Origin of the sequence: uncultured Alsobacter sp. (genome assembly GCF_945952055.1) — a bacterium.
Classification (GTDB): domain Bacteria; phylum Pseudomonadota; class Alphaproteobacteria; order Rhizobiales; family Beijerinckiaceae; genus Alsobacter.
Genome location: NZ_CAMFHB010000034.1, coordinates 13,414 through 30,335, shown reverse-complemented (window position 1 = coordinate 30,335; position 16,922 = coordinate 13,414). Strand labels below are relative to the sequence as shown.

Here is a 16,922-nt window from a genome sequence, read left to right as displayed (position 1 = left end):
TTGGCCCTCTGGCAATGGCTCGAGACGGGCGTGCTCGTCGAACTGCGCACGCCCCTCACGCAGACGGTCAGGCCGACCGGATTTCTCTGGCAACCCGAGCGCGCGAGCCCGGCCGTGTCGGCCTTCGCCGCCCATCTGAAAGGCACGTCCCCATGAGTGCAGCCGGCACCGACGACGCGAACGCCCTCTTCGAGCGGGTGCCTCTCCCGCAGCTGGGCTTCCGGCTGCTCTGGCAGGCCATCGCCGACATCGAGCCTCGCATGGATCTCGGTGAAGGGCCGCTGGGCCAGCGGTTCATGGTGCCGATCAAGGGCGGCGAGTTCAAAGGCGGCCCTGGGATCGAGGGGCTGGACGGGGAGATCCTCCCGGGCGGCGCCGACCGGCAGCTTCTGCGCCGGGACGGCGTCAAGGAGCTCGAGGCGATCTACGAGATGCGTACGAAGGCCGGCATCGTCCTCAACATCCGCAACCGCGTCCTGGTCGACGACAGCCGCACCCCGCGCTACGCGCTCTCGCGCATCGAGGTGACCGCGCCGCTGGGCCCGCTCGACTGGCTGAACCGCCGGCTCATCCTGGGCACGCTGCAGCCGGCGCGCCCGGCGCGCGAGGCCGTGATCATCCGCGCCTGGGAGGCGGATGCCACGTGAGAGCCGGTCGGGCCTAGATGATCCGCGAGCGGATCGCGGAGGTGACGATCTCCGTCACGACGACGACCGCGAAGATCACGGCCAGGATCAGCCCCACCTGGTCCCAGTAGAGATTGTTCAGGGCGGCATCGAGCGCCACGCCGATGCCGCCGGCACCGACCAGGCCGAGCACGGCCGACTCGCGGATGTTGATGTCCCAGCGCAGCAGCGCCACCGACCAGAAGGCCGGCTCCACCTGCGGCCAGTAGCCCTTCACGAGGATCATCGACCGCGGCGCGCCGGTGGCCGTGAGCGCCTCGATGGGGCCGGTCTGCGCCTCCTCGAGAGCCTCGCCGAAGAGCTTGCCGATGAAGCCGATGGACCGGAAGGCGATGGACATCACGCCCGACAGGGCGCCGGGGCCGAAGACGGCCACGAACAGCAGCGCCCAGATGAGCGAGTTCACCGAGCGGGACGAGACGAAGATGAACTGAGCGAGGATGTTGAGGAAGGGGTTCGACGTGAAGTTCCGCGCCGCCAGGAACGAGAGCGGAAGGGCGAGCACGATGGCCAGGATCGTCCCGAGCGTCGCGATGTGGAACGTCTCGATCAGCGTCTCGTGCACGACCTTGGGGTAGAAGCCCCAGTCGAACGGCCACATGCGCTTGAACAGGTCCGCCGTCTGCTCCGGCGCGTCGTAGAGGAATTCGGGGATGACCTCGACGGTGCGGGCGGACCAGACGACCGCCACTGCCGTGACGATGTACACCATGGAGCGCGCGACGCGCTCGGTCGGCGTGAAGCGCTGCCAGGTCCGCTGCGCGCCGGTGGAAGCGGGGGCACTCACTGGAAGACCCTCCGCACCCGGGCCGAGACGAGTTCCATGAGCATGATGATCGCGATGATGATGATCAGGATCGTCAGCACCACGTCGTAGTCGAAGCGCTGGTAGGCCGTGAACAGCGCGGCGCCGATGCCGCCTCCGCCGACGATGCCCACCATCGTCGAGTTCCGCAGGTTCGAGTCGAGCTGGTAGACCGAGAGCCCGATGAAGCGGGCCATGACCTGCGGCGCCACCGCCATGATCAGCACGTTGAAGAAGGACGCGCCCGTCGCGCGCACGGCCTCGACCTGCTTCGGGTTCATCTCCTCGACGATCTCGGCGAAGAGCTTGGAGACGAAGCCCATCGACGAGATGATGAGCGCGAGAACTCCCGCCAGGGCGCCGAAGCCGACCGACTTGACGAAGAGGATGGCGACGATCACCGGGTGGAACGAGCGCAGCACGGCGATGAGCGCGCGTGCCGACCACGACAGCCAGCCGGGCGCGAGGTTGCGCGCCGCCATCAGTCCGAGCGGCAGCGACAGGAGCACGCCGAAGAAGGTCGCCAGGATGGCGATCTGAATGCTTTCGACCATGCCGTCGGCGATGAGCGCCAGCTTGTCGGCGGCCATGTTGGGCGGGAACATGCGGCCGAGGAAGCGGGCGCCGTTGTCCAGCCCCTTGGCGAAGCGCTCCCAGGTGATGGCCAGGATCGAGGTCGCGTAGACCGTGTAGAGGACGAGCGCGAGCAGCGCGCCGCGCGCGACCCAGTTGGCCGGAAAGGCCGCCGGACGGACCCGGGGGGAGGGGGCTGCGCTCACTGCCAGTCCTCGCCACCGTAGATCGTCGCGAGGTGGTGGCTCTCCAGCCCGCCGGGCGGGCCGTCATAGACGACGTTGCCGCCCGTCATGCCGATCACCCGGCTCGCGAAGCGGCGCGCCAGATCGACGTTGTGGATGTTCACGATGATCGGGATCGAGCGGGAGGCGGAGAGGCTCGCCATCAGCTCCATGATCTCGACCGAGGTCTTGGGGTCCAGCGACGAGGTCGGCTCGTCCGCCAGCACGACGGCCGGGTCCTGCATGATGGCGCGGGCAATTCCGACGCGCTGGCGCTGGCCGCCCGAGAGCTTGTCGGCCCGCCGCGTCGCGAACTCCTCGTTGAGCCCCACCGCGTCGATCAGGTCGAAGGCGCGGGTCACATCTTCGGCCGGGAACTTGCGCAGGAAGGCCCGCCAGGCCGGCACGTAGCCGAGGCGGCCCGACAGCACGTTCTCGATGACCGAGAGGCGTTCGACGAGGTTGTACTCCTGGAACACCATGCCGATGCGGCGGCGCACCAGCCGCAGGGCACTGCCGCTGACCCTCGCGATGTCACGCCCCTCGAACATGATTTCGCCCGAGGTGGGATCGACGAGGCGGTTGATGCACCGGATCAGGGTCGACTTGCCGGTCCCGGACGGACCGATGATCGCCGTGATGCCGCGCGGGGCAAAATCCAGCGTGATGTCCTTCAGAACCGGCTGGCCGGCACGGTACTCCTTGCGGAGGTTTCGGACGCTGAGCAGGCTGCCCGCGACGGGAGCGGTGGCGGACACGGACATCGTCATGAAAGGGGTCTCGCCGGGCGCGCGGACAGGAAGCGGACGGCGGGACCGAGCCCGCCGTCCAGGGAACGTCAGGGCTTCGGCGCGGCCGGCTGGGCCGCCTTGGCCGCGGCCTCGGCGGCCTTCTTGGCCTCGGCCTCCGCCTCGCGCTTCGTCTGCGCCTCGTAGGCGGTCTTGTTGTAGGGGGTGCCCGACTTCTCGGCGACCTCGCGGATCGGCCGCCAGGTGTCCTTGTAGGTCATCGGAAGGAAGCGATCCTCGCCCGCATACTCCTTCTTGAGGCCCTCGGACCACTTGTAGTCCATGAAGCAGCCCTTGATCTTGCTGGCGAGTTCCGGCTTCAGGTCGTGCGGCATCGACCAGGACGAGGTCGGGAAGGTTTCGCTCTGCCAGATCACGCGGAACTGGTCGGCCTTGACCGCGCCACGGGCGACCATGCGCTCGTAGACGTCGGACGCGACCGGCGCCATGTCGTAGTCACCGGAGGCGACGCCCAGGACCGACTTGTCGTGGCCGCCCGACATCAGGACCTTGTAGTCTTCGTCGGGCTTCAGCCCCTGCTCGGGGAAGAACACCTTCGGCGCGAGATGGCCCGAATTGGAGGACGGGGCGGTGTGCGCCACCTTCTTGCCCTTCAGGTCCGCCAGCGTCTTGTAGGGGCTGTCGCTCTTCACGAGGGCGAAGAGCTTGTAGCCGGACACGCCCTTCTCCGAACCGATCACCGCGAAGGGGACCGCGCCGGCGAGGTTGACGGCAAAGCCGACGACGCCCGTGGCGAAACCAGAAATGTGGAGCCGGCCGGACCGCATGGCTTCCACCTGCGCGGCGTTGTTCTGCACGGGGAAGAACACGATCTTCTTGCCCGTGCAGGTTCCCAGGAAGTCCATGAAGGGCTGGTAGACGACCTGGTAGACGGCGGGATTCTCGACCGGCGAGTAGGCGAAGATCAGCGTCGAGGGATCCTTCTGTTTCGCCGGATCGGTGGGCGTGTCCGCCACGAGGTCGTTGTTGGCGTCGCAATACGCCGTGTCGAGCTGGCCCCGGTTGGAACAGGTGTCCTGCGCGGACGCCGGGAGAGCGGCCCCGGCGAGCAGGAGGGCGGCGAGGAGGGTGGTGCGGGTCATCGGTGGTCCTCAGGGCTTGGGTGCGGCGGGCTGCTCGGCGGGCTTGGCGGCTTCGGCGGCCTTCTTCGCGGCTTCGGCGGCTTCCCGCTTGCTCTCCGCATCGTAGGCGGCCTTGTTGTACGGGGTGCCGGACTTTTCCGCCACTTCCCGCACGACGGCCCAGTCCTTGGCGTACGAGATCGGCAGGAACCGGTCGTCGCCGTTGAACTCCTTCTGCATCTCCGGCGTGAACCGGAACGAGAAGAAGCAGCCCTTCAGCTTCTCGGCGAGCTCGGGCTTCAGGTCATGGGCATAGGCGAACGAGGACGTCGGAAACACGGGGCTGCGGTAGAGGACGCGGATGTCGGCCTGCTTGATCGTTCCGCGCGTGATCATGCGCTCCATGACGTCCGAGGCGACCGCCGCCATGTCGTAGTCGCCCGACACGACGCCCAGCAGCGACTTGTCGTGCCCGCCGGACATCAGCGGCTTGTAGTCCTCGTCCGTCTTGAGGCCCTGGTCCGGGAACAGCACGCGCGGCGCCAGGTTGCCGGAGTTGGACGACGGCGAGGTGTGGGCGACCTTCTTGCCCTTGAGGTCGGCGAGCTTCTGATAGGGGCTCGAGGCCTTCACCACGGCAGCCAGGTTGTAGCCGCGCACCTCTGTGCCGAGTCCCTTGGCCGCGAACGGCACGGCGCCGGCGAGGTTGACGGCAAAGCCGGTGGGCCCCGTCGAGAAGCCCGCGAAGTGCAGGCGGCCCGAGCGCATGGCTTCGATCTCGGCCGAGTTGGACTGCACCGGGTAGTAGACGGTCCGCTTCCCGACGCACTTCTCGAGGTGGTCGGTGAACGGCTTGAAGATGTTGGCGTAGACGGCGGGGTCCTCCACCGGCGTGTAGGCCCACACCAGCGTGGACGGATCGCGCCACCGCTTGGGGTCCTTGGGCGCGTCGGCGACGAGGTCGTTGTCGGCGTCGCAGTACAGCGTGTCGAGCTGCCCGCGATGGCTGCAGGCGTCCTGCGCCGCGGCGGGCGACCAGGGGACGAACGCGAGCATGGCGACGGCGCTGCCGCTCCACAGGGCGCGGCGGAGATGGCGGATCGGGCTGGGCATGATTTCCTCTCGACGGTGCGGCGCGGTGACCCGCGCTCTCGATTGCTCCCACGCCATCGTAAGCAGGCCGGCCCGTCTCGCCAACCGGCAGTCTGCGGGCCGGCGCGAGACGACGAGTCAAATCCAGTCGGCCGGAGGGATCCGCGCCGGGTCGACCAGGCAGTGGTAGACCGCCTCCTCCCGGAACGGGAATTCACGCTCCACCGCCGGCGTGAGGGCGGCGCCCAGGCCGGGCACGTCGGCCAGCGTGACCCGGCCGTTCTCCATCCGGGGCGCATGGGCCCACAGCGCTTCGCGCAGGGGGTATCGCGGCACGGGCCATTCCACCCGTTCGCCGCCGCCGGCCAGCGCCGCATGATAGTTGGCCAGCATGCCGACGCCCGCGCCCCAGCAGTGCACGTAGACCGCCGTTTCCGCACGGCGCGCCGCGCCGAAGACCTCCATCACCGGCCCGACGCCGCCGATGACCGTGGCATCGGGTTGCGCGATGTCGTAGCTGCCCGCCTCGATGCGGTCGTTGAGCTCGGTGGCCGTCGTGACGATCTCCCCGCCGGCGATCGGCGTCGCCGCGCGTTGGCGCAGGGCGGGCAACTGCTTCACCGCCAGCGGCCCGAGAACCTCCTCGAGAAAGGCCGGCGCCCGCAGCCCCGCCTCGGCGAAGCTGCGTTCGAAGGCGAGCACCTCGTCGACGCTCTGCGACGGCACCGCGAGGTTCTGGGTCATGTCGACGGCGACGGTGATCCCCCGGCCTCCCGCGCTCCCGGCCCTCTGGCACCAGTGTGCCTTGGCCACTTGCGACCCGCGCGCACGGATCTTGAAGACGTCGATGCCCAACCCGGCCACGGTGGCGAACTCGTCCTCCATGAACCGCGGCGAAACGGAATCGCCGCCGCTCGCATAGGCGGGCAGGGCACGGGCCTGCGTCCCCCCGAGTGCCTTCCACAGCGGCACGCCCATGAGCTGCGCGCGGGCGTCCTGCAGGGCGATCTCGAAGGCGCTCAACACGTGCTGCGCCGCCCCCTGGTAGCTCCAATATCCCGTCGCCGTCTGCAGCGCCCGGACGATGCCTGGAAGATCCCCGACGTCGCGCCCCTCGACGAGCGGCGCCAGGAGCTTCGCGGTCTCCAGGAAGACCTTCGGCGCGAAGACCGCGAGGTAGGCTTCGCCCAGGCCCCGGATGCCTCCCTCGAGCGCGATCTCGATGAGACCGGTCGTGCGCAGGCCATGGGGGAGGTGCAGGAGCACCTCGGCGTTGCCGACCGGATCCGCATAGGGCGCGCTCAGCAGGACGGGACGCAGCGAGGTGATCCGGGACATCGCGTCCTCCGCAGGCATTGCGCTGCCCACGCTACAGGTGCGACCACACCGCGTGAAGGCGTCCACGCATGCACGAGGGTCCGGTCTGGCGTGCCGCGCGCTGCGGGCCTAACGTCGCCCGCGACAGGAAGAGGAGTTCCGCGCCGATGACCGCAGACACGAAGACCGGACGTTTCGAGCTCGGGGACCTCGTCGTGGAGTCCGGTGCCCTCCTGAAGGGCGCCACGCTGAGCTGGAAGTCCTACGGGGCGCTGTCGCCGGCGCGCGACAACGCCATCGTGTTTCCCACGAGCTACTCGGCCCAGCACATGGACCAGGAATGGCTGATCGGTCCCGACGGGATCCTCGACCCGTCGCGCTGGTTCATCGTCATCCCCGACATGTTCGGAAACGGCCTGTCGTCGAGCCCCAGCACCACCGAGGACTATCCCGGGCTCGTGACGACGGCGGACAATGTGCGCGCGCAGCGGCGGCTGCTCACGGAGGTGTTCGGCATCGAGACGGTGGCCTGCGTCTACGGCTTCTCGATGGGCGCCCAGCAGGCCTATCACTGGGCTGCACTGTTTCCGCAGGCCGTGCGCGCCGCGATCGCCGTCTGCGGCACCGCGCGCACGTCCGTCCACAACAGGGTGTTCCTGCACGCGCTGCAGGCGACGCTGGAGGCCGCGCCCGAGCATCTGGGCGGCGGTCGCTTCTCGCGCCAGCCCGACGCGGCCATGCGGGCCTTCGCCCGGATCTACGCGACCATGGCGCTGAGCCAGGACTGGTATCGCGAGAACCTGCACCTCCAGGCCTCGGGCGCCACCTCGCTCGACGACTTCCTCGACCGTGTCTGGGCGCCCGGCTTCCTGCGCCGCAAGGCCGAGAACCTCTACGCCCAATGCTCCACATGGCTGGCATCGGACATCAGCGCGAATGCCCTCTACGGCGGCGACCTCGTGCGCGCCCTTCAGGCGATCGAGGCGCGTGTCCTCCTCCTGCCCTCGCGCACCGACCAGTATTTCCCAGTCGCCGACAACGCCGCGGAGCTTCCCCACCTGCGGCACGCCGAGCTGCGTCCGATTCCCAGCATCTGGGGCCACAGGGCGGGCAACCCTGCGGCGAACCCGGCCGACAAGGCATTCCTGCGCAACGCCGTCGCCGACTGGCTGGCGCGCGGATGAGGGTGGCCCTTCGCCGCCCGCGACGTGCTTCCGTCCGAACCGGACGCTCCTTGCCCCCCCGACCGATCGGACACCGAGATGACGCGCGCTGAAGAGATGACATCGGGAAACGACAACCGCATGCCGCGCGAGCCCGCCGCCGCGGCCGCCCTCGTCGAACGCTACCGCCGGGAGCCCGGCGCCGGGCCGCTCCCCTGGAACGAGGTGCTGGCGACGCTCCTCTCCCACCGCATTGTCAGGGCCTACCGCCCCGATCCCGTCCCCGCACCGGTGCTGGCCATGGCGATGGCGGCGGCCCAGTCCGCCTCGACGTCCTCCAATCTCCAGGTCTGGAGCGTGGTCGCGGTCGAGGACAGGGAACGCAAGGCACGGCTGGCCGAACTCGCGGGTCGGCAGCGCCACATCGAGGAATGCCCGCTGTTCCTCGTCTGGCTCGCCGACCTGTCGCGCCTGCGCGTGCTCGGTGCCGAGCGCGGCAAGCCGACCACCGGCCTGGACTATCTGGAGGGCCTGATGCTCGGCGTGGTCGACGCGACGCTCGCCGCCCAGAACGCCGTGGCTGCGTTCGAGTCGCTCGGCTACGGCACGGTCTACATCGGCGGCATGCGCGACCGGCCGGAGGACGTCGCGCAGGTTCTCGGTTTGCCGCCGGACGTCGTGGCCGTGTTCGGCCTGTGCGTCGGGCGCCCCGACGAGACGCGCCCGGCCTCGGTGAAGCCGCGCCTGCCGGTCGAAGCCGTGCTCCATCGCGAGCAGTATGCCGGTCCTGTGCCGGCGGCGCTCGTGGCGGACTACGACGCGGCCCTGCGCAGCTTCCAGGCCGAACAGGGCATGACCCAGTCGGGCTGGTCGGACACCATGCTGCACCGCGTCCGCGGTCCGGAAGCGCTGAGCGGCAGAGACCGGCTGCGCGAGGCCCTGGTCGCGCGTGGCTTTGGCCTGAAGTGAGCGCGCGGGCGGTGACGCGCGCGTGTCCGGGGCGACTCACGGATTTCACACGATTTCGTGGTGCAATGACCCCGGTTGCGTAACCGGGAGTGAGACATGACGACGAGGATCGTATTGGCCGGCGTGTTCGCGGCGGCGTGTGCGGCGCAGGCGCAGGCCGCCGACATGACGCTGGCGGTGAAATGGTGCGGATCGCAGACGCCCGAATTCACCGTGGCCAATGTGCCGAAGGAAACCACCCAGTTCGATCTGCAGATGATGGACCTGCAGGTGCAGACCTACCGGCATGGCGGCGGGAAAGTCGCCTACAAGGGCGGCAAGACGATCCCGTGCGGCTCGATCCCGTTCAGCGGCTACGAGGGACCCTCTCCGCCGTTCCCCCAGGTCCACGACTACCAGTGGACGGCCAAGGCCATGGACGCCTCCGGCCGCGTGCTCGCGACGGCGACCGCCACGCGGAAGTTCCCGGAGCGCTGAGGGCTCCCCCGGATCTTCGGCCGCCGGGCTGGACTCCCCCCGTGACTGCCCTCACTGATGGGGCAGTCACGCGGGAGGTGGACCAATGGCCGGGCTGTATTTCGACGAGATGGTGGTGGGGCAGGTTTTCCGGCACGAGATCCGCCGCACCATCACCGAGGCCGACAATGTCTGGTTCAGCGCGCTGACCCACAACCCGGCCTACCTGCATCTCGACGAAGAGTATTGCCGCACCGAGACCGAGTTCGGCCAGCGCCTCGTCAACAGCGGCTTCACGCTGGGCCTGATGGTGGGCATCTCCGTCGGCGACACGACGCTCGGCACCGCCATCGCCAACCTGGGATGGGACGAGGTGCGCTTCCCCAAGCCGCTGTTCCACGGCGACACCGTGCGGGTGGAGACGGAGGTCGTCGAGCTGCGCGAAAGCCGGTCGCGCCCGGATGCAGGGATCGTCGTCTTTCTCCACCGCGCCTACAACCAGCGCAACGAGCTCGTGGCGCACTGCAAGCGGACTGGCCTGCAGCGCAAACGACCGAAGGCCTAGGCGTCCCGCTGAAGGCGGTATGACATCACCGGCGGAGCCGGCTGTGTGCGGGCGCTGCTCAGCCCACCCTGCGGCCTTCGGCGTCGATGAGCGGCGATCCGTCTTCCTTGGTCAGCGGACCGGCCGGCCACCGCTCGAGAATGTCGAGGACCGTTTCGCTCGGACGGCAGAGGCGGACGCCCTTCGCCGTGCAGACGATCGGCCGGTTGACCAGCACGGGATGGGCGAGCATCGCATCCAACAGCGCCTCGTCCGCGACGGAGGGATCTAGCAGGCCCAACTCGGCGGCGGGCGACTTCGTCGTGCGCAGGGCGTCCCGCGGCGTGAGGCCGGCCGCCGCGAAGAGGGCGAGAAGCTGCGGCCGGGTCCAGCCTGTCTTCAGGTACTCGATGACGGTGGGCCGGTACCCTGCCGCCTCGATGATCGCGAGCACGTTGCGCGAGGTGCCGCAGTCCGGGTTGTGGTGGATGACGACGTCCATCATGAGTGCCTCCTCTCATCGTACGCGGCCTGGAGCATTTTCCGACGAAGTGGATTCCGGTTCGTCGAACGGACATGCGACAAAACAACAACCTGGAGCGGTCGACCTCATCCAATCGGGTCGACCGCTCCAGAGAGGCGTTCTCGATGGCCACGTCAATTGTCGTCGGACCCTCCACCCGTCAGCTGACCGCCTCGTTTCCCTTGGCGGCACGTCGGACGGCCTCCGCCCTCAGGCTCTTGAGGACGCTCCTGTTCGGGTTCTTCCACCCGGTGAGATTCAGGACCGGTTGCAACGAGGCGATCAGATCCTTCTCGACCGCTGCGACGTTCTCGTCCACGGCCGCATGCGCGTATTGGAGGGTGTCGCGCATCCACTGGGTCAGCCGCGCCTCGCCGGCGTCGTCGAAGCGGAAGTTCAGGAGGTTCGAGCGGGACGGCCCGGGCGCGCGTGGCCTGGGAACGAGGTCGAGTTCGTTCTGGAGAAGGACGCCGAGGGATCGGCGCAACGTCGAGAAGCCGCTGTGGGCGTGGTCGAAATGGCACCGGGCTGCGAGGGAACTGTCGCTCCTGCCCACGTAGAGGTTGGCGCCAATGGCGCCGAGCGATGGCCACGGCAGCGGTTCGCGCGTGGCGTAGAGATACACTCCCGCCCCCCGTTCGGGGACGGCCCGGTTCCAGTGGTTCATCCGGGACAGCAGGAGATCTTCATGGGGCGCCATGGTGGCTCCGGTGAGGACGATGAAGAGCGTCGTGCGCGTGCAGTCTGCCGCACGAGCCTGAATCATGTGTTCACCGGCCACCCCGCCCCCGTCACTCGTCGTCCAGTGCTCGCCGCAGGCGGCGGATGATCGTCTGTCGCCCTCGCTCGTCGGCCGCGTCGCGGACAGCGTCCCCGATGTCGAGGAGGAGACGCGACAGATCGTTGTGCCAGTCCAGGCGGGCGACCTGCTTCGGCCGGATCCGGCCCGGCCGGTCGGGGGCGATCGGCGCTGCGCCGTCCGCCGTCAGCGAGAAGGCCGCGTCGAGACCGGGCACGACGATCCTGTCCGGATCGAGCAGGCCGGCGGCGCGGCTCCGCAGGCCCGAGATCGCCGCCTCCTCCCCATGCACCAGGAACAGGGCGCGCCGGATGGGCCGGCGGGCGTCCAGCCATGCGGCCAGTTCCGGCCCGTCGGCATGCCCCGAATAGAGGTCCAGGGAGCGGATGCGCGCGCGGACGTCGATCTCCTCGCCCTGGATGCGGACCCGTGTCGCGCCGTCCAGGAGGATGCGGCCGAGCGTGCCCTGCGCCTGGTAGCCCACGAGCAGCACCGTCGCGCGGTCGCGCCACAGCCACTCCTTCAGGTGGTGGCGGATGCGGCCAGCCTCGCACATGCCGCTGGCGGCGATGACGATGTGGAAGCCGCGCATCCGGGCGATGCCCTTGCTCTCGTCCACCGTCTCCGTGAAGCGCACGTGCGGCGAGCGCAAGGCCCGCAGCAGTGCCTCGCCGTTGGCGCCGTCCGCGGCGTGCGCCTCGAAGACGGCGCTGGCGCGCGTGGCCAGGGGCGAGTCGATGAAGACCGGCGCCTGCGGCACCTCCCCGGCCTCCATCAGGCCCACGAGGTCGACGAGCAGCTCCTGGGTCCGCTCGACGGCGAAGGACGGGACCAGCAGGGCGCCGCCCTGCCTGGCCGCCGCGCCCACCTCCGCCCGCAGCAGCGCGCGCCGGGCCTGCGGCGTCGCATCCTGCCGGTCCGTGTCCCCGTAGGTCGCCTCGCAGATCACGTAGTCGAGGCCCGCGGGTCCCTCCGGCTCGTTCTGCAGGAGCTTGTTGGCGGGGCCGAGGTCTCCGGAGAACAGCAGCCGTGTCGCGACGGCGTCCTGCGTCACCTCCACCTCGACGGAGGCTGAGCCCAGCAGGTGGCCGGCGTTCCAGTAGCGGGCGCGGATGTCGGGCGCGGCTTGGATCCAGGTGCCGAACGCGGCCGGCCTGAACAGGCGCTGGCAGGCGACCGCGTCCTGCGCGGTGTAGATCGGTTCCACCGCCGCCGCCTTGCCCCGCCGCGCGTTGCGACGGTTCAACTGCTCGACCTCCATCTCCTGGATGTGCCCGGAATCGGGGAGCATGACGGAGCACAGGTCCACGGTCGCCGCGGTCGCGTGAATCGGCCCGGAGAACCCCTCCCGCGCCAGCCGCGGCAGGAGCCCGCTGTGGTCGATGTGGGCGTGGGTGAGGAGGACGGCCTGGATGGATCGCGGATCGAACGGGAAGTCCCGGTAGTTCAGTTCCTTCTCGGTCTTCGATCCCTGGAAGAGGCCGCAATCGACGAGGATCCGGCTCCGGCCCGTGTCGAGCGCGAAGCACGACCCCGTCACGCCCAGTGCGGCTCCATGGAAGCTGAGGCGGATCATCGGGCATCCTTCCTTGCCGCGCGCCGCGAGGCCGCCGGCGCGTTCAGGCGCGCAGTATGACCGAGATCGGCGGCGGGGGGATTGCGCATTCGCAAGCGACCGTCCTGGGCACGCGCCCGTTCCGCCGCGGGCCAGATCAAATCAGACCGTGTCACCCTTTGCGTCGAAGAAATGGAGCTTTCCGGCGGCGGGGCGCAACCAGACCGTATCTCCGGGCCGATGATCGTGCCGGCCGTTGAGGGCTACGACCAGCTCGTCGGCACCGGAGCGCACGATGAACGTCGCCTCGTTTCCGGTGGGCTCCACGATGACGACCGACATCGGAATGAAGCCCTCCGCCTCCTCGTTCTGCATGTCGATGTGCTCGGGACGAATGCCGAGCGTCTTCGCCCCCGAGAGTCGCTCCGCGTCCTTGGCAGGCAGGGGAATTGCGAGCCCGTTGGTGCTGACGAAGGACGCGCCGTTGCCGGTGACCGTCACGCTCCCATCGACGAAGTTCATGCTCGGAGAGCCGATGAAGCCGGCAACGAACCGGTTGGCCGGCCGGTCGTAGAGGTCCAGCGGCCTGCCGGCCTGTTCCATGTGCCCCGCGCGCATGACGACGATCCTGTCGGCCATCGTCATGGCCTCGACCTGGTCGTGAGTGACGTAGATGGTCGTGACCTTCAGGCGCTGGTGGAGCTCCTTGATCTCGGCACGCATCTTGACGCGAAGTTTCGCGTCGAGGTTCGAGAGCGGCTCGTCGAAGAGGAAGACCTGCGGGTTGCGTACGATGGCCCGCCCCATCGCGACTCGCTGGCGCTGGCCGCCGGACAACTGCTTGGGATACCGCGCGGCCAGCGGTTCCAGAGCCAGCGCGCGCATGACGGCGTTGACCTTTTCAGTCCTCTCGGCGCGCCCCATCCCGGCCATGTAGAGGGGAAATCCGATGTTGGCGGCGACCGTCTTGTTCGGATAGAGCGCATAGTTCTGGAAGACCATGGCGATGTCGCGGTCCTTCGGGGCAACGTCGTTGACGATCCGCTCCCCGATCGCAATCGTCCCGGCGTCGATCGCCTCCAGTCCCGCGATCATCCTCAGCAAGGTGGACTTGCCGCAGCCCGACGGTCCGACAAGGGCCACGAACTCGCCATCGGTGACGTCGATCGAGATGCCGGGAATGACCTCGACGGACCCGAACACCTTCTTGAGATTCCGGACCTTTACATTCGCCACGTGACTATTCTCCGGAGGTCTAGCCCTTCACCGCGCCCGACGCGAGGCCGGCGACGAGGTAGCGCTGCACGAACAGGAAGAACACCAGCGCCGGCAGGGTGAAGACGACGGCGGCGGCCATCATCTGGCTCCAGTCCAGCGTGTACTCGCCCCGAAATGACGTGAGGCCCACCGAAAGCACCCACTTGTCCTGCGAGGCAATGAGGGTTCTGGCGAGGAAGAACTCGTCCCAGCCCGAGATGAAGGACATGGCGACCACGACGACGAGTCCTGGAAGCGCCAGGGGGAGGACGACGCGATAGAAGGCCCCCAGCTGCGAGCACCCGTCGATCATGGCCTGCTGCTCGATCTCGACCGGGATCTGGTCGAAGAACCCCTTCAGGAGCCAGATCGCGACGGGAAGGATGAAAGCCGTGTCCGCGATGACGAGACCGGCGAGCGAGTTGTAAAGCCCGAGCTGCTGGAAGATGACGAACAGCGGGACGACGATCAGCGCGGCGGGCAGCAGCTGGGAGAACAGGATGATCAAGGTGAAGAACGAGGTGATCCTCGTCTTGAACCGCGACAGCGCGTAGGCCGCGTTGATCGCGATCACCGTCGAAAAGATCGACGTGGATCCCGCGACGATCAGCGTGTTCACGAACCAGCGGCCGAGGGCCCGCTCCTTGAAGATGGTCCAATAGGAAGTCAGCGTCGGGCGGTCGGGAAGAAGGTGGGGAGGCCAGCTGAACATGCTTGCCGTCTCCGCAGACGAGACGAACATCCAGTAGTACGGAAAGACGACCACGCCGGCGCAAGCGAGGGTGGCCACGAGCATGGCGATCTGCAGGGGGGATCGCTTCTGGCGGTCGGTCGTCATGACGATGGCCTGCTCCGCATGATCATCAGGAAATAGGCGAGGCTGAACACCAGGAGGATGGCGAGCAGCGCCGTCCCGACCGCCGCGGCATAGCCGATCTTCTGGTATTCGAAGGCCGTGTTGTAGGTCATGACCGACAAGGTCTCGGTCGATCGTGCGGGCCCGCCCTTCGTCATCGCGTAGATCATGGTCACCCGCCTGAACGAGTTCAGGATGAGCAGCAGGATCAGGATGATGTTGACCGAGCGCAGGCCGGGCAGCGTGACGTGGATGAAGCGTGACAGCGCGCCGGCGCCGTCGATCATCGCCGCCTCATACTCTTCGCGGGGCACCATCTGGAGACCCGCGAGCAGGATCAGCATGGCCAGCGGAAACTGCTGCCAGGCCGTCAGCATCACCACGGCGGGCAGCGCCAGGTTTGCCTGGGACAGCCAGGCCAGCGGACGGTCGATAAAGCCCAGCGTTACGAACAGATAGTTCAGAACGCCGAACTGCGGATCGAGCATCCAGGCGAAGATCATGACGGCCACGACTTCGGGAATGGCCCAGGGCAGGATGAACAGCGTGCGGATGATTCCCCTGGCCGGGATCGAGCGGTTCAGCATCAGGGCAAAGCTCAGGCCGAGCGCGTAGGTCAGCACGACCGTGGCGGCGCCGTAGATCGCGGTGACCTGGAGCGAATTCCAGAAGTATTCGTCCTGCAGCAGCACCTGGAAGTTGGCGAGGCCGATGAAGCGGCCTTCCGAGTAGGTCAGGATCCTGGTGTTGTAGAAGCTCAGCGCGACCCCCTGGAGGATCGGCCAGATCAGGATCACCATGAGGACGGCGCCCACCGGCCCCAGCAGCCACAGCTGCAAGAGGTTCTGGCGTCGTACCTGGGAAAGCGACATGGCGTCTGTCCTCGGACCTGGTCCTGATCCCACGCGGAGCGGAGGCGGGCGCCCCCGCTCCGCGAGGTCCTTGGGGCCTCGTCTTCAGAGCGTGCTCTTCCAGGCCACGAGCTTGCTCTGCAGGGCGTTCAGCCCTGCCTCGACGGACGTCTTTCCCGAATAGATGTTCGCGAGGGCGTCGACGACCATCTGGCGGAATTCGGCCGCCTGGATGGTGTATCCGGGAGGAGCATAGCCGATTCCGCCGGGATACTTCGCGGCGATGTCGGCCATCTTGCCGACCCAGGCATTCTTGGCGAGGAAGTCGGCGCTGGCCTGCACCTTCGTGCCGGGGATCTGCTTCAGGTCCTCGAGCCAGCGGCGCTGCGCATCCTCCTTCATGTAGGTCGTGAGCAGGTTGCAGGCTTCCTTCGGGTTCGGGGACTTGGCCGGGATGACGTAGAAGGCCCCGCCCGTGACCGCCACGTGGGTCGGGGTGGGGACGACGTCGAAATCGACGTCCGCCATCAGGTCGGGCTTCTGCTGCTGAATCTGCGTCATCAGCCAGGGACCCTCGAACATGATGGCGACCTTGCCTGCGACGAACAGGTCGCGCGCCTGGGTCACGCCCAGTCCGGTGGGGGCGAGCCCCTCGTCCATGAAGCGCTTGATCCAGCCGATGGCCTGAATGTTCTTCGGGTCGTTCGCGGTGATCGTACCGTCCGCCTTCGACCAGTCCGAACCGAAGCCGAGGACCCACTGCATCGCGTTGATGTAGACGTGCAGCGGGGCCGCGAGGTCGTTGCCGAAGGCATAGCCATAGGCGCCCGTCTTTGCCTTGACGGCCTTCGATGCGGCGTAGAGCTCATCGACCGTCTTCGGCATCTCCACGCCGGCCTGGGCAAGGAGCTTCCTGTTCACGACCACCGACCAGGGACTCATCGTCAAGGGGACGCCGTAGGTCTTGCCGTCCACCTTCGCGAAGTCCACGGACGGCAGCAGGCGGTCGCCGAAGCCCCCGGTCGCGATGCACTGATCGAGTGGCGCCAGCGTCCCGGCTTTGATCATCGGCGGAAGCATGCTCGTGAAGGCGGTCATCAGGTCCGGAGCGGCGCCGCCGGCGATCTGGGTCATGACGACCTTCTCGAAATCCGCCGGCGGGATCTGGGTCGGGACGACCTTCGCGCCCGACGCCTTCTCGAACAGGGCCGTGTTGGCCTTGAGCCACTGCCCGACCTGGCCTTCTTCCCACATCCAGCTGGGAACGTTCAGGTCAGCGGCCTTGGCATGCCCTGTGGCGGACATGAGAGCCACGGCAAGGGCCGCAGACACGATGACTTTCTTCATCTCGGGTTTCTCCTCGGGGCATGGGGTGTTGGAGG

The 16,922-nt window shown here is 68.1% G+C and carries 19 protein-coding genes; 6 read left to right on the top strand and 13 right to left on the bottom strand.

Features of this window, described 5'->3' with window-relative positions; translation table 11 throughout:
- The first annotated feature begins 30 nt into the window (after positions 1 to 30).
- Entirely contained in the window at positions 31 to 156 is a 126-nt protein-coding gene (locus Q0Q47_RS21610; protein ID WP_293864654.1) for a hypothetical protein, read from the top strand.
- Entirely contained in the window at positions 153 to 647 is a 495-nt protein-coding gene (locus tag Q0Q47_RS21605; protein WP_293864651.1) for a DUF3237 domain-containing protein, read from the top strand. The genes Q0Q47_RS21610 and Q0Q47_RS21605 overlap by 4 nt, the downstream gene beginning before the upstream one ends.
- 13 nt (positions 648 to 660) lie before the next feature.
- Here Q0Q47_RS21605 and phnE (Q0Q47_RS21600) read toward each other — a convergent pair whose 3' ends face one another.
- From phnE (Q0Q47_RS21600) to Q0Q47_RS21575, 6 genes are all read right to left on the bottom strand, one after another.
- Entirely contained in the window at positions 661 to 1,473 is an 813-nt protein-coding gene (gene phnE, locus Q0Q47_RS21600) for a phosphonate ABC transporter, permease protein PhnE (protein ID WP_293864648.1), read from the bottom strand.
- Complete coding sequence (gene phnE / locus Q0Q47_RS21595; protein WP_367278284.1) at positions 1,470 to 2,270, bottom strand: phosphonate ABC transporter, permease protein PhnE; 801 nt, start codon at positions 2,268 to 2,270, stop codon at positions 1,470 to 1,472. The genes phnE (Q0Q47_RS21600) and phnE (Q0Q47_RS21595) overlap by 4 nt, the downstream gene beginning before the upstream one ends.
- On the bottom strand, positions 2,267 to 3,058 hold the full coding sequence (phnC, locus tag Q0Q47_RS21590) for a phosphonate ABC transporter ATP-binding protein (protein ID WP_293864645.1): 792 nt from the start codon (positions 3,056 to 3,058) through the stop codon (positions 2,267 to 2,269). Before phnC ends, phnE (Q0Q47_RS21595) begins: the two co-directional genes overlap by 4 nt.
- A 68-nt stretch (positions 3,059 to 3,126) precedes the next feature.
- Positions 3,127 to 4,179: a phosphate/phosphite/phosphonate ABC transporter substrate-binding protein gene (gene phnD / locus Q0Q47_RS21585; RefSeq protein ID WP_293864642.1), complete on the bottom strand. Its 1,053-nt coding sequence runs from the start codon at positions 4,177 to 4,179 to the stop codon at positions 3,127 to 3,129.
- Between the two features lie 9 nt (positions 4,180 to 4,188).
- The gene (gene phnD, locus Q0Q47_RS21580; RefSeq protein WP_293864724.1) at positions 4,189 to 5,214 is read right to left on the bottom strand and encodes a phosphate/phosphite/phosphonate ABC transporter substrate-binding protein; all 1,026 of its coding nucleotides are present in this window, start codon (positions 5,212 to 5,214) and stop codon (positions 4,189 to 4,191) included.
- Positions 5,215 to 5,388: 174 nt separating this feature from the next.
- A complete protein-coding gene (locus Q0Q47_RS21575; protein ID WP_293864639.1) occupies positions 5,389 to 6,588 on the bottom strand; it encodes an enolase C-terminal domain-like protein in 1,200 nt (399 codons plus the stop codon).
- Between the two features lie 146 nt (positions 6,589 to 6,734).
- Here Q0Q47_RS21575 and Q0Q47_RS21570 point away from each other — a divergent pair, with 146 nt between their 5' ends.
- From Q0Q47_RS21570 to Q0Q47_RS21555, 4 genes are all read left to right on the top strand, one after another.
- Positions 6,735 to 7,751: an alpha/beta fold hydrolase gene (locus tag Q0Q47_RS21570; protein WP_293864636.1), complete on the top strand. Its 1,017-nt coding sequence runs from the start codon at positions 6,735 to 6,737 to the stop codon at positions 7,749 to 7,751.
- 78 nt (positions 7,752 to 7,829) lie between these two features.
- Entirely contained in the window at positions 7,830 to 8,699 is an 870-nt protein-coding gene (locus tag Q0Q47_RS21565; RefSeq protein WP_293864633.1) for an NADPH-dependent oxidoreductase, read from the top strand.
- 96 nt (positions 8,700 to 8,795) lie between these two features.
- Positions 8,796 to 9,176 carry a hypothetical protein gene (locus Q0Q47_RS21560; protein ID WP_293864630.1) on the top strand — a complete coding sequence of 127 codons (381 nt, stop codon included), beginning with the start codon at positions 8,796 to 8,798 and terminating at the stop codon, positions 9,174 to 9,176.
- Positions 9,177 to 9,261: 85 nt separating this feature from the next.
- Positions 9,262 to 9,720, top strand: a complete 459-nt coding sequence (locus Q0Q47_RS21555) for a MaoC family dehydratase (RefSeq protein WP_293864627.1) — start codon at positions 9,262 to 9,264, stop codon at positions 9,718 to 9,720.
- A gap of 58 nt (positions 9,721 to 9,778) precedes the next feature.
- Here the strand turns inward: Q0Q47_RS21555 and arsC are convergent, their stop codons facing one another.
- From arsC to Q0Q47_RS21520, 7 genes are all read right to left on the bottom strand, one after another.
- The gene (arsC, locus tag Q0Q47_RS21550) at positions 9,779 to 10,201 is read right to left on the bottom strand and encodes an arsenate reductase (glutaredoxin) (protein WP_293864721.1); all 423 of its coding nucleotides are present in this window, start codon (positions 10,199 to 10,201) and stop codon (positions 9,779 to 9,781) included.
- A gap of 181 nt (positions 10,202 to 10,382) precedes the next feature.
- Entirely contained in the window at positions 10,383 to 10,988 is a 606-nt protein-coding gene (locus Q0Q47_RS21545) for a GIY-YIG nuclease family protein (protein WP_293864624.1), read from the bottom strand.
- Between the two features lie 25 nt (positions 10,989 to 11,013).
- Entirely contained in the window at positions 11,014 to 12,597 is a 1,584-nt protein-coding gene (locus Q0Q47_RS21540; protein WP_293864621.1) for an MBL fold metallo-hydrolase, read from the bottom strand.
- 141 nt (positions 12,598 to 12,738) lie between these two features.
- Complete coding sequence (locus Q0Q47_RS21535) at positions 12,739 to 13,812, bottom strand: ABC transporter ATP-binding protein (RefSeq protein WP_293864618.1); 1,074 nt, start codon at positions 13,810 to 13,812, stop codon at positions 12,739 to 12,741.
- A gap of 19 nt (positions 13,813 to 13,831) precedes the next feature.
- Entirely contained in the window at positions 13,832 to 14,671 is an 840-nt protein-coding gene (locus Q0Q47_RS21530) for a carbohydrate ABC transporter permease (protein ID WP_293864615.1), read from the bottom strand.
- Complete coding sequence (locus Q0Q47_RS21525) at positions 14,668 to 15,561, bottom strand: carbohydrate ABC transporter permease (protein ID WP_293864612.1); 894 nt, start codon at positions 15,559 to 15,561, stop codon at positions 14,668 to 14,670. The genes Q0Q47_RS21530 and Q0Q47_RS21525 overlap by 4 nt, the downstream gene beginning before the upstream one ends.
- Before the next feature lie 84 nt (positions 15,562 to 15,645).
- Positions 15,646 to 16,887, bottom strand: coding sequence for an ABC transporter substrate-binding protein (locus Q0Q47_RS21520; protein ID WP_293864609.1), 1,242 nt, complete (start codon positions 16,885 to 16,887; stop codon positions 15,646 to 15,648).
- Positions 16,888 to 16,922 lie beyond the last annotated feature (35 nt).

Bases quoted from the DNA above. Each gene is read 5' to 3' on its own strand.
- Q0Q47_RS21605 (WP_293864651.1), top strand. From the start codon at position 153: ATGAGTGCAGCCGGCACCGACGACGCGAACGCCCTCTTCGAGCGGGTG.
- phnC (WP_293864645.1), bottom strand. From the start codon at position 3,058: ATGACGATGTCCGTGTCCGCCACCGCTCCCGTCGCGGGCAGCCTGCTC.
- phnD (WP_293864642.1), bottom strand. From the start codon at position 4,179: ATGACCCGCACCACCCTCCTCGCCGCCCTCCTGCTCGCCGGGGCCGCT.
- phnD (WP_293864724.1), bottom strand. From the start codon at position 5,214: ATGCTCGCGTTCGTCCCCTGGTCGCCCGCCGCGGCGCAGGACGCCTGC.
- Q0Q47_RS21575 (WP_293864639.1), bottom strand. From the start codon at position 6,588: ATGTCCCGGATCACCTCGCTGCGTCCCGTCCTGCTGAGCGCGCCCTAT.
- Q0Q47_RS21570 (WP_293864636.1), top strand. From the start codon at position 6,735: ATGACCGCAGACACGAAGACCGGACGTTTCGAGCTCGGGGACCTCGTC.
- Q0Q47_RS21565 (WP_293864633.1), top strand. From the start codon at position 7,830: ATGACGCGCGCTGAAGAGATGACATCGGGAAACGACAACCGCATGCCG.
- Q0Q47_RS21560 (WP_293864630.1), top strand. From the start codon at position 8,796: ATGACGACGAGGATCGTATTGGCCGGCGTGTTCGCGGCGGCGTGTGCG.
- Q0Q47_RS21555 (WP_293864627.1), top strand. From the start codon at position 9,262: ATGGCCGGGCTGTATTTCGACGAGATGGTGGTGGGGCAGGTTTTCCGG.
- arsC (WP_293864721.1), bottom strand. From the start codon at position 10,201: ATGGACGTCGTCATCCACCACAACCCGGACTGCGGCACCTCGCGCAAC.
- Q0Q47_RS21545 (WP_293864624.1), bottom strand. From the start codon at position 10,988: ATGATTCAGGCTCGTGCGGCAGACTGCACGCGCACGACGCTCTTCATC.
- Q0Q47_RS21540 (WP_293864621.1), bottom strand. From the start codon at position 12,597: ATGATCCGCCTCAGCTTCCATGGAGCCGCACTGGGCGTGACGGGGTCG.
- Q0Q47_RS21530 (WP_293864615.1), bottom strand. From the start codon at position 14,671: ATGACGACCGACCGCCAGAAGCGATCCCCCCTGCAGATCGCCATGCTC.
- Q0Q47_RS21525 (WP_293864612.1), bottom strand. From the start codon at position 15,561: ATGTCGCTTTCCCAGGTACGACGCCAGAACCTCTTGCAGCTGTGGCTG.
- Q0Q47_RS21520 (WP_293864609.1), bottom strand. From the start codon at position 16,887: ATGAAGAAAGTCATCGTGTCTGCGGCCCTTGCCGTGGCTCTCATGTCC.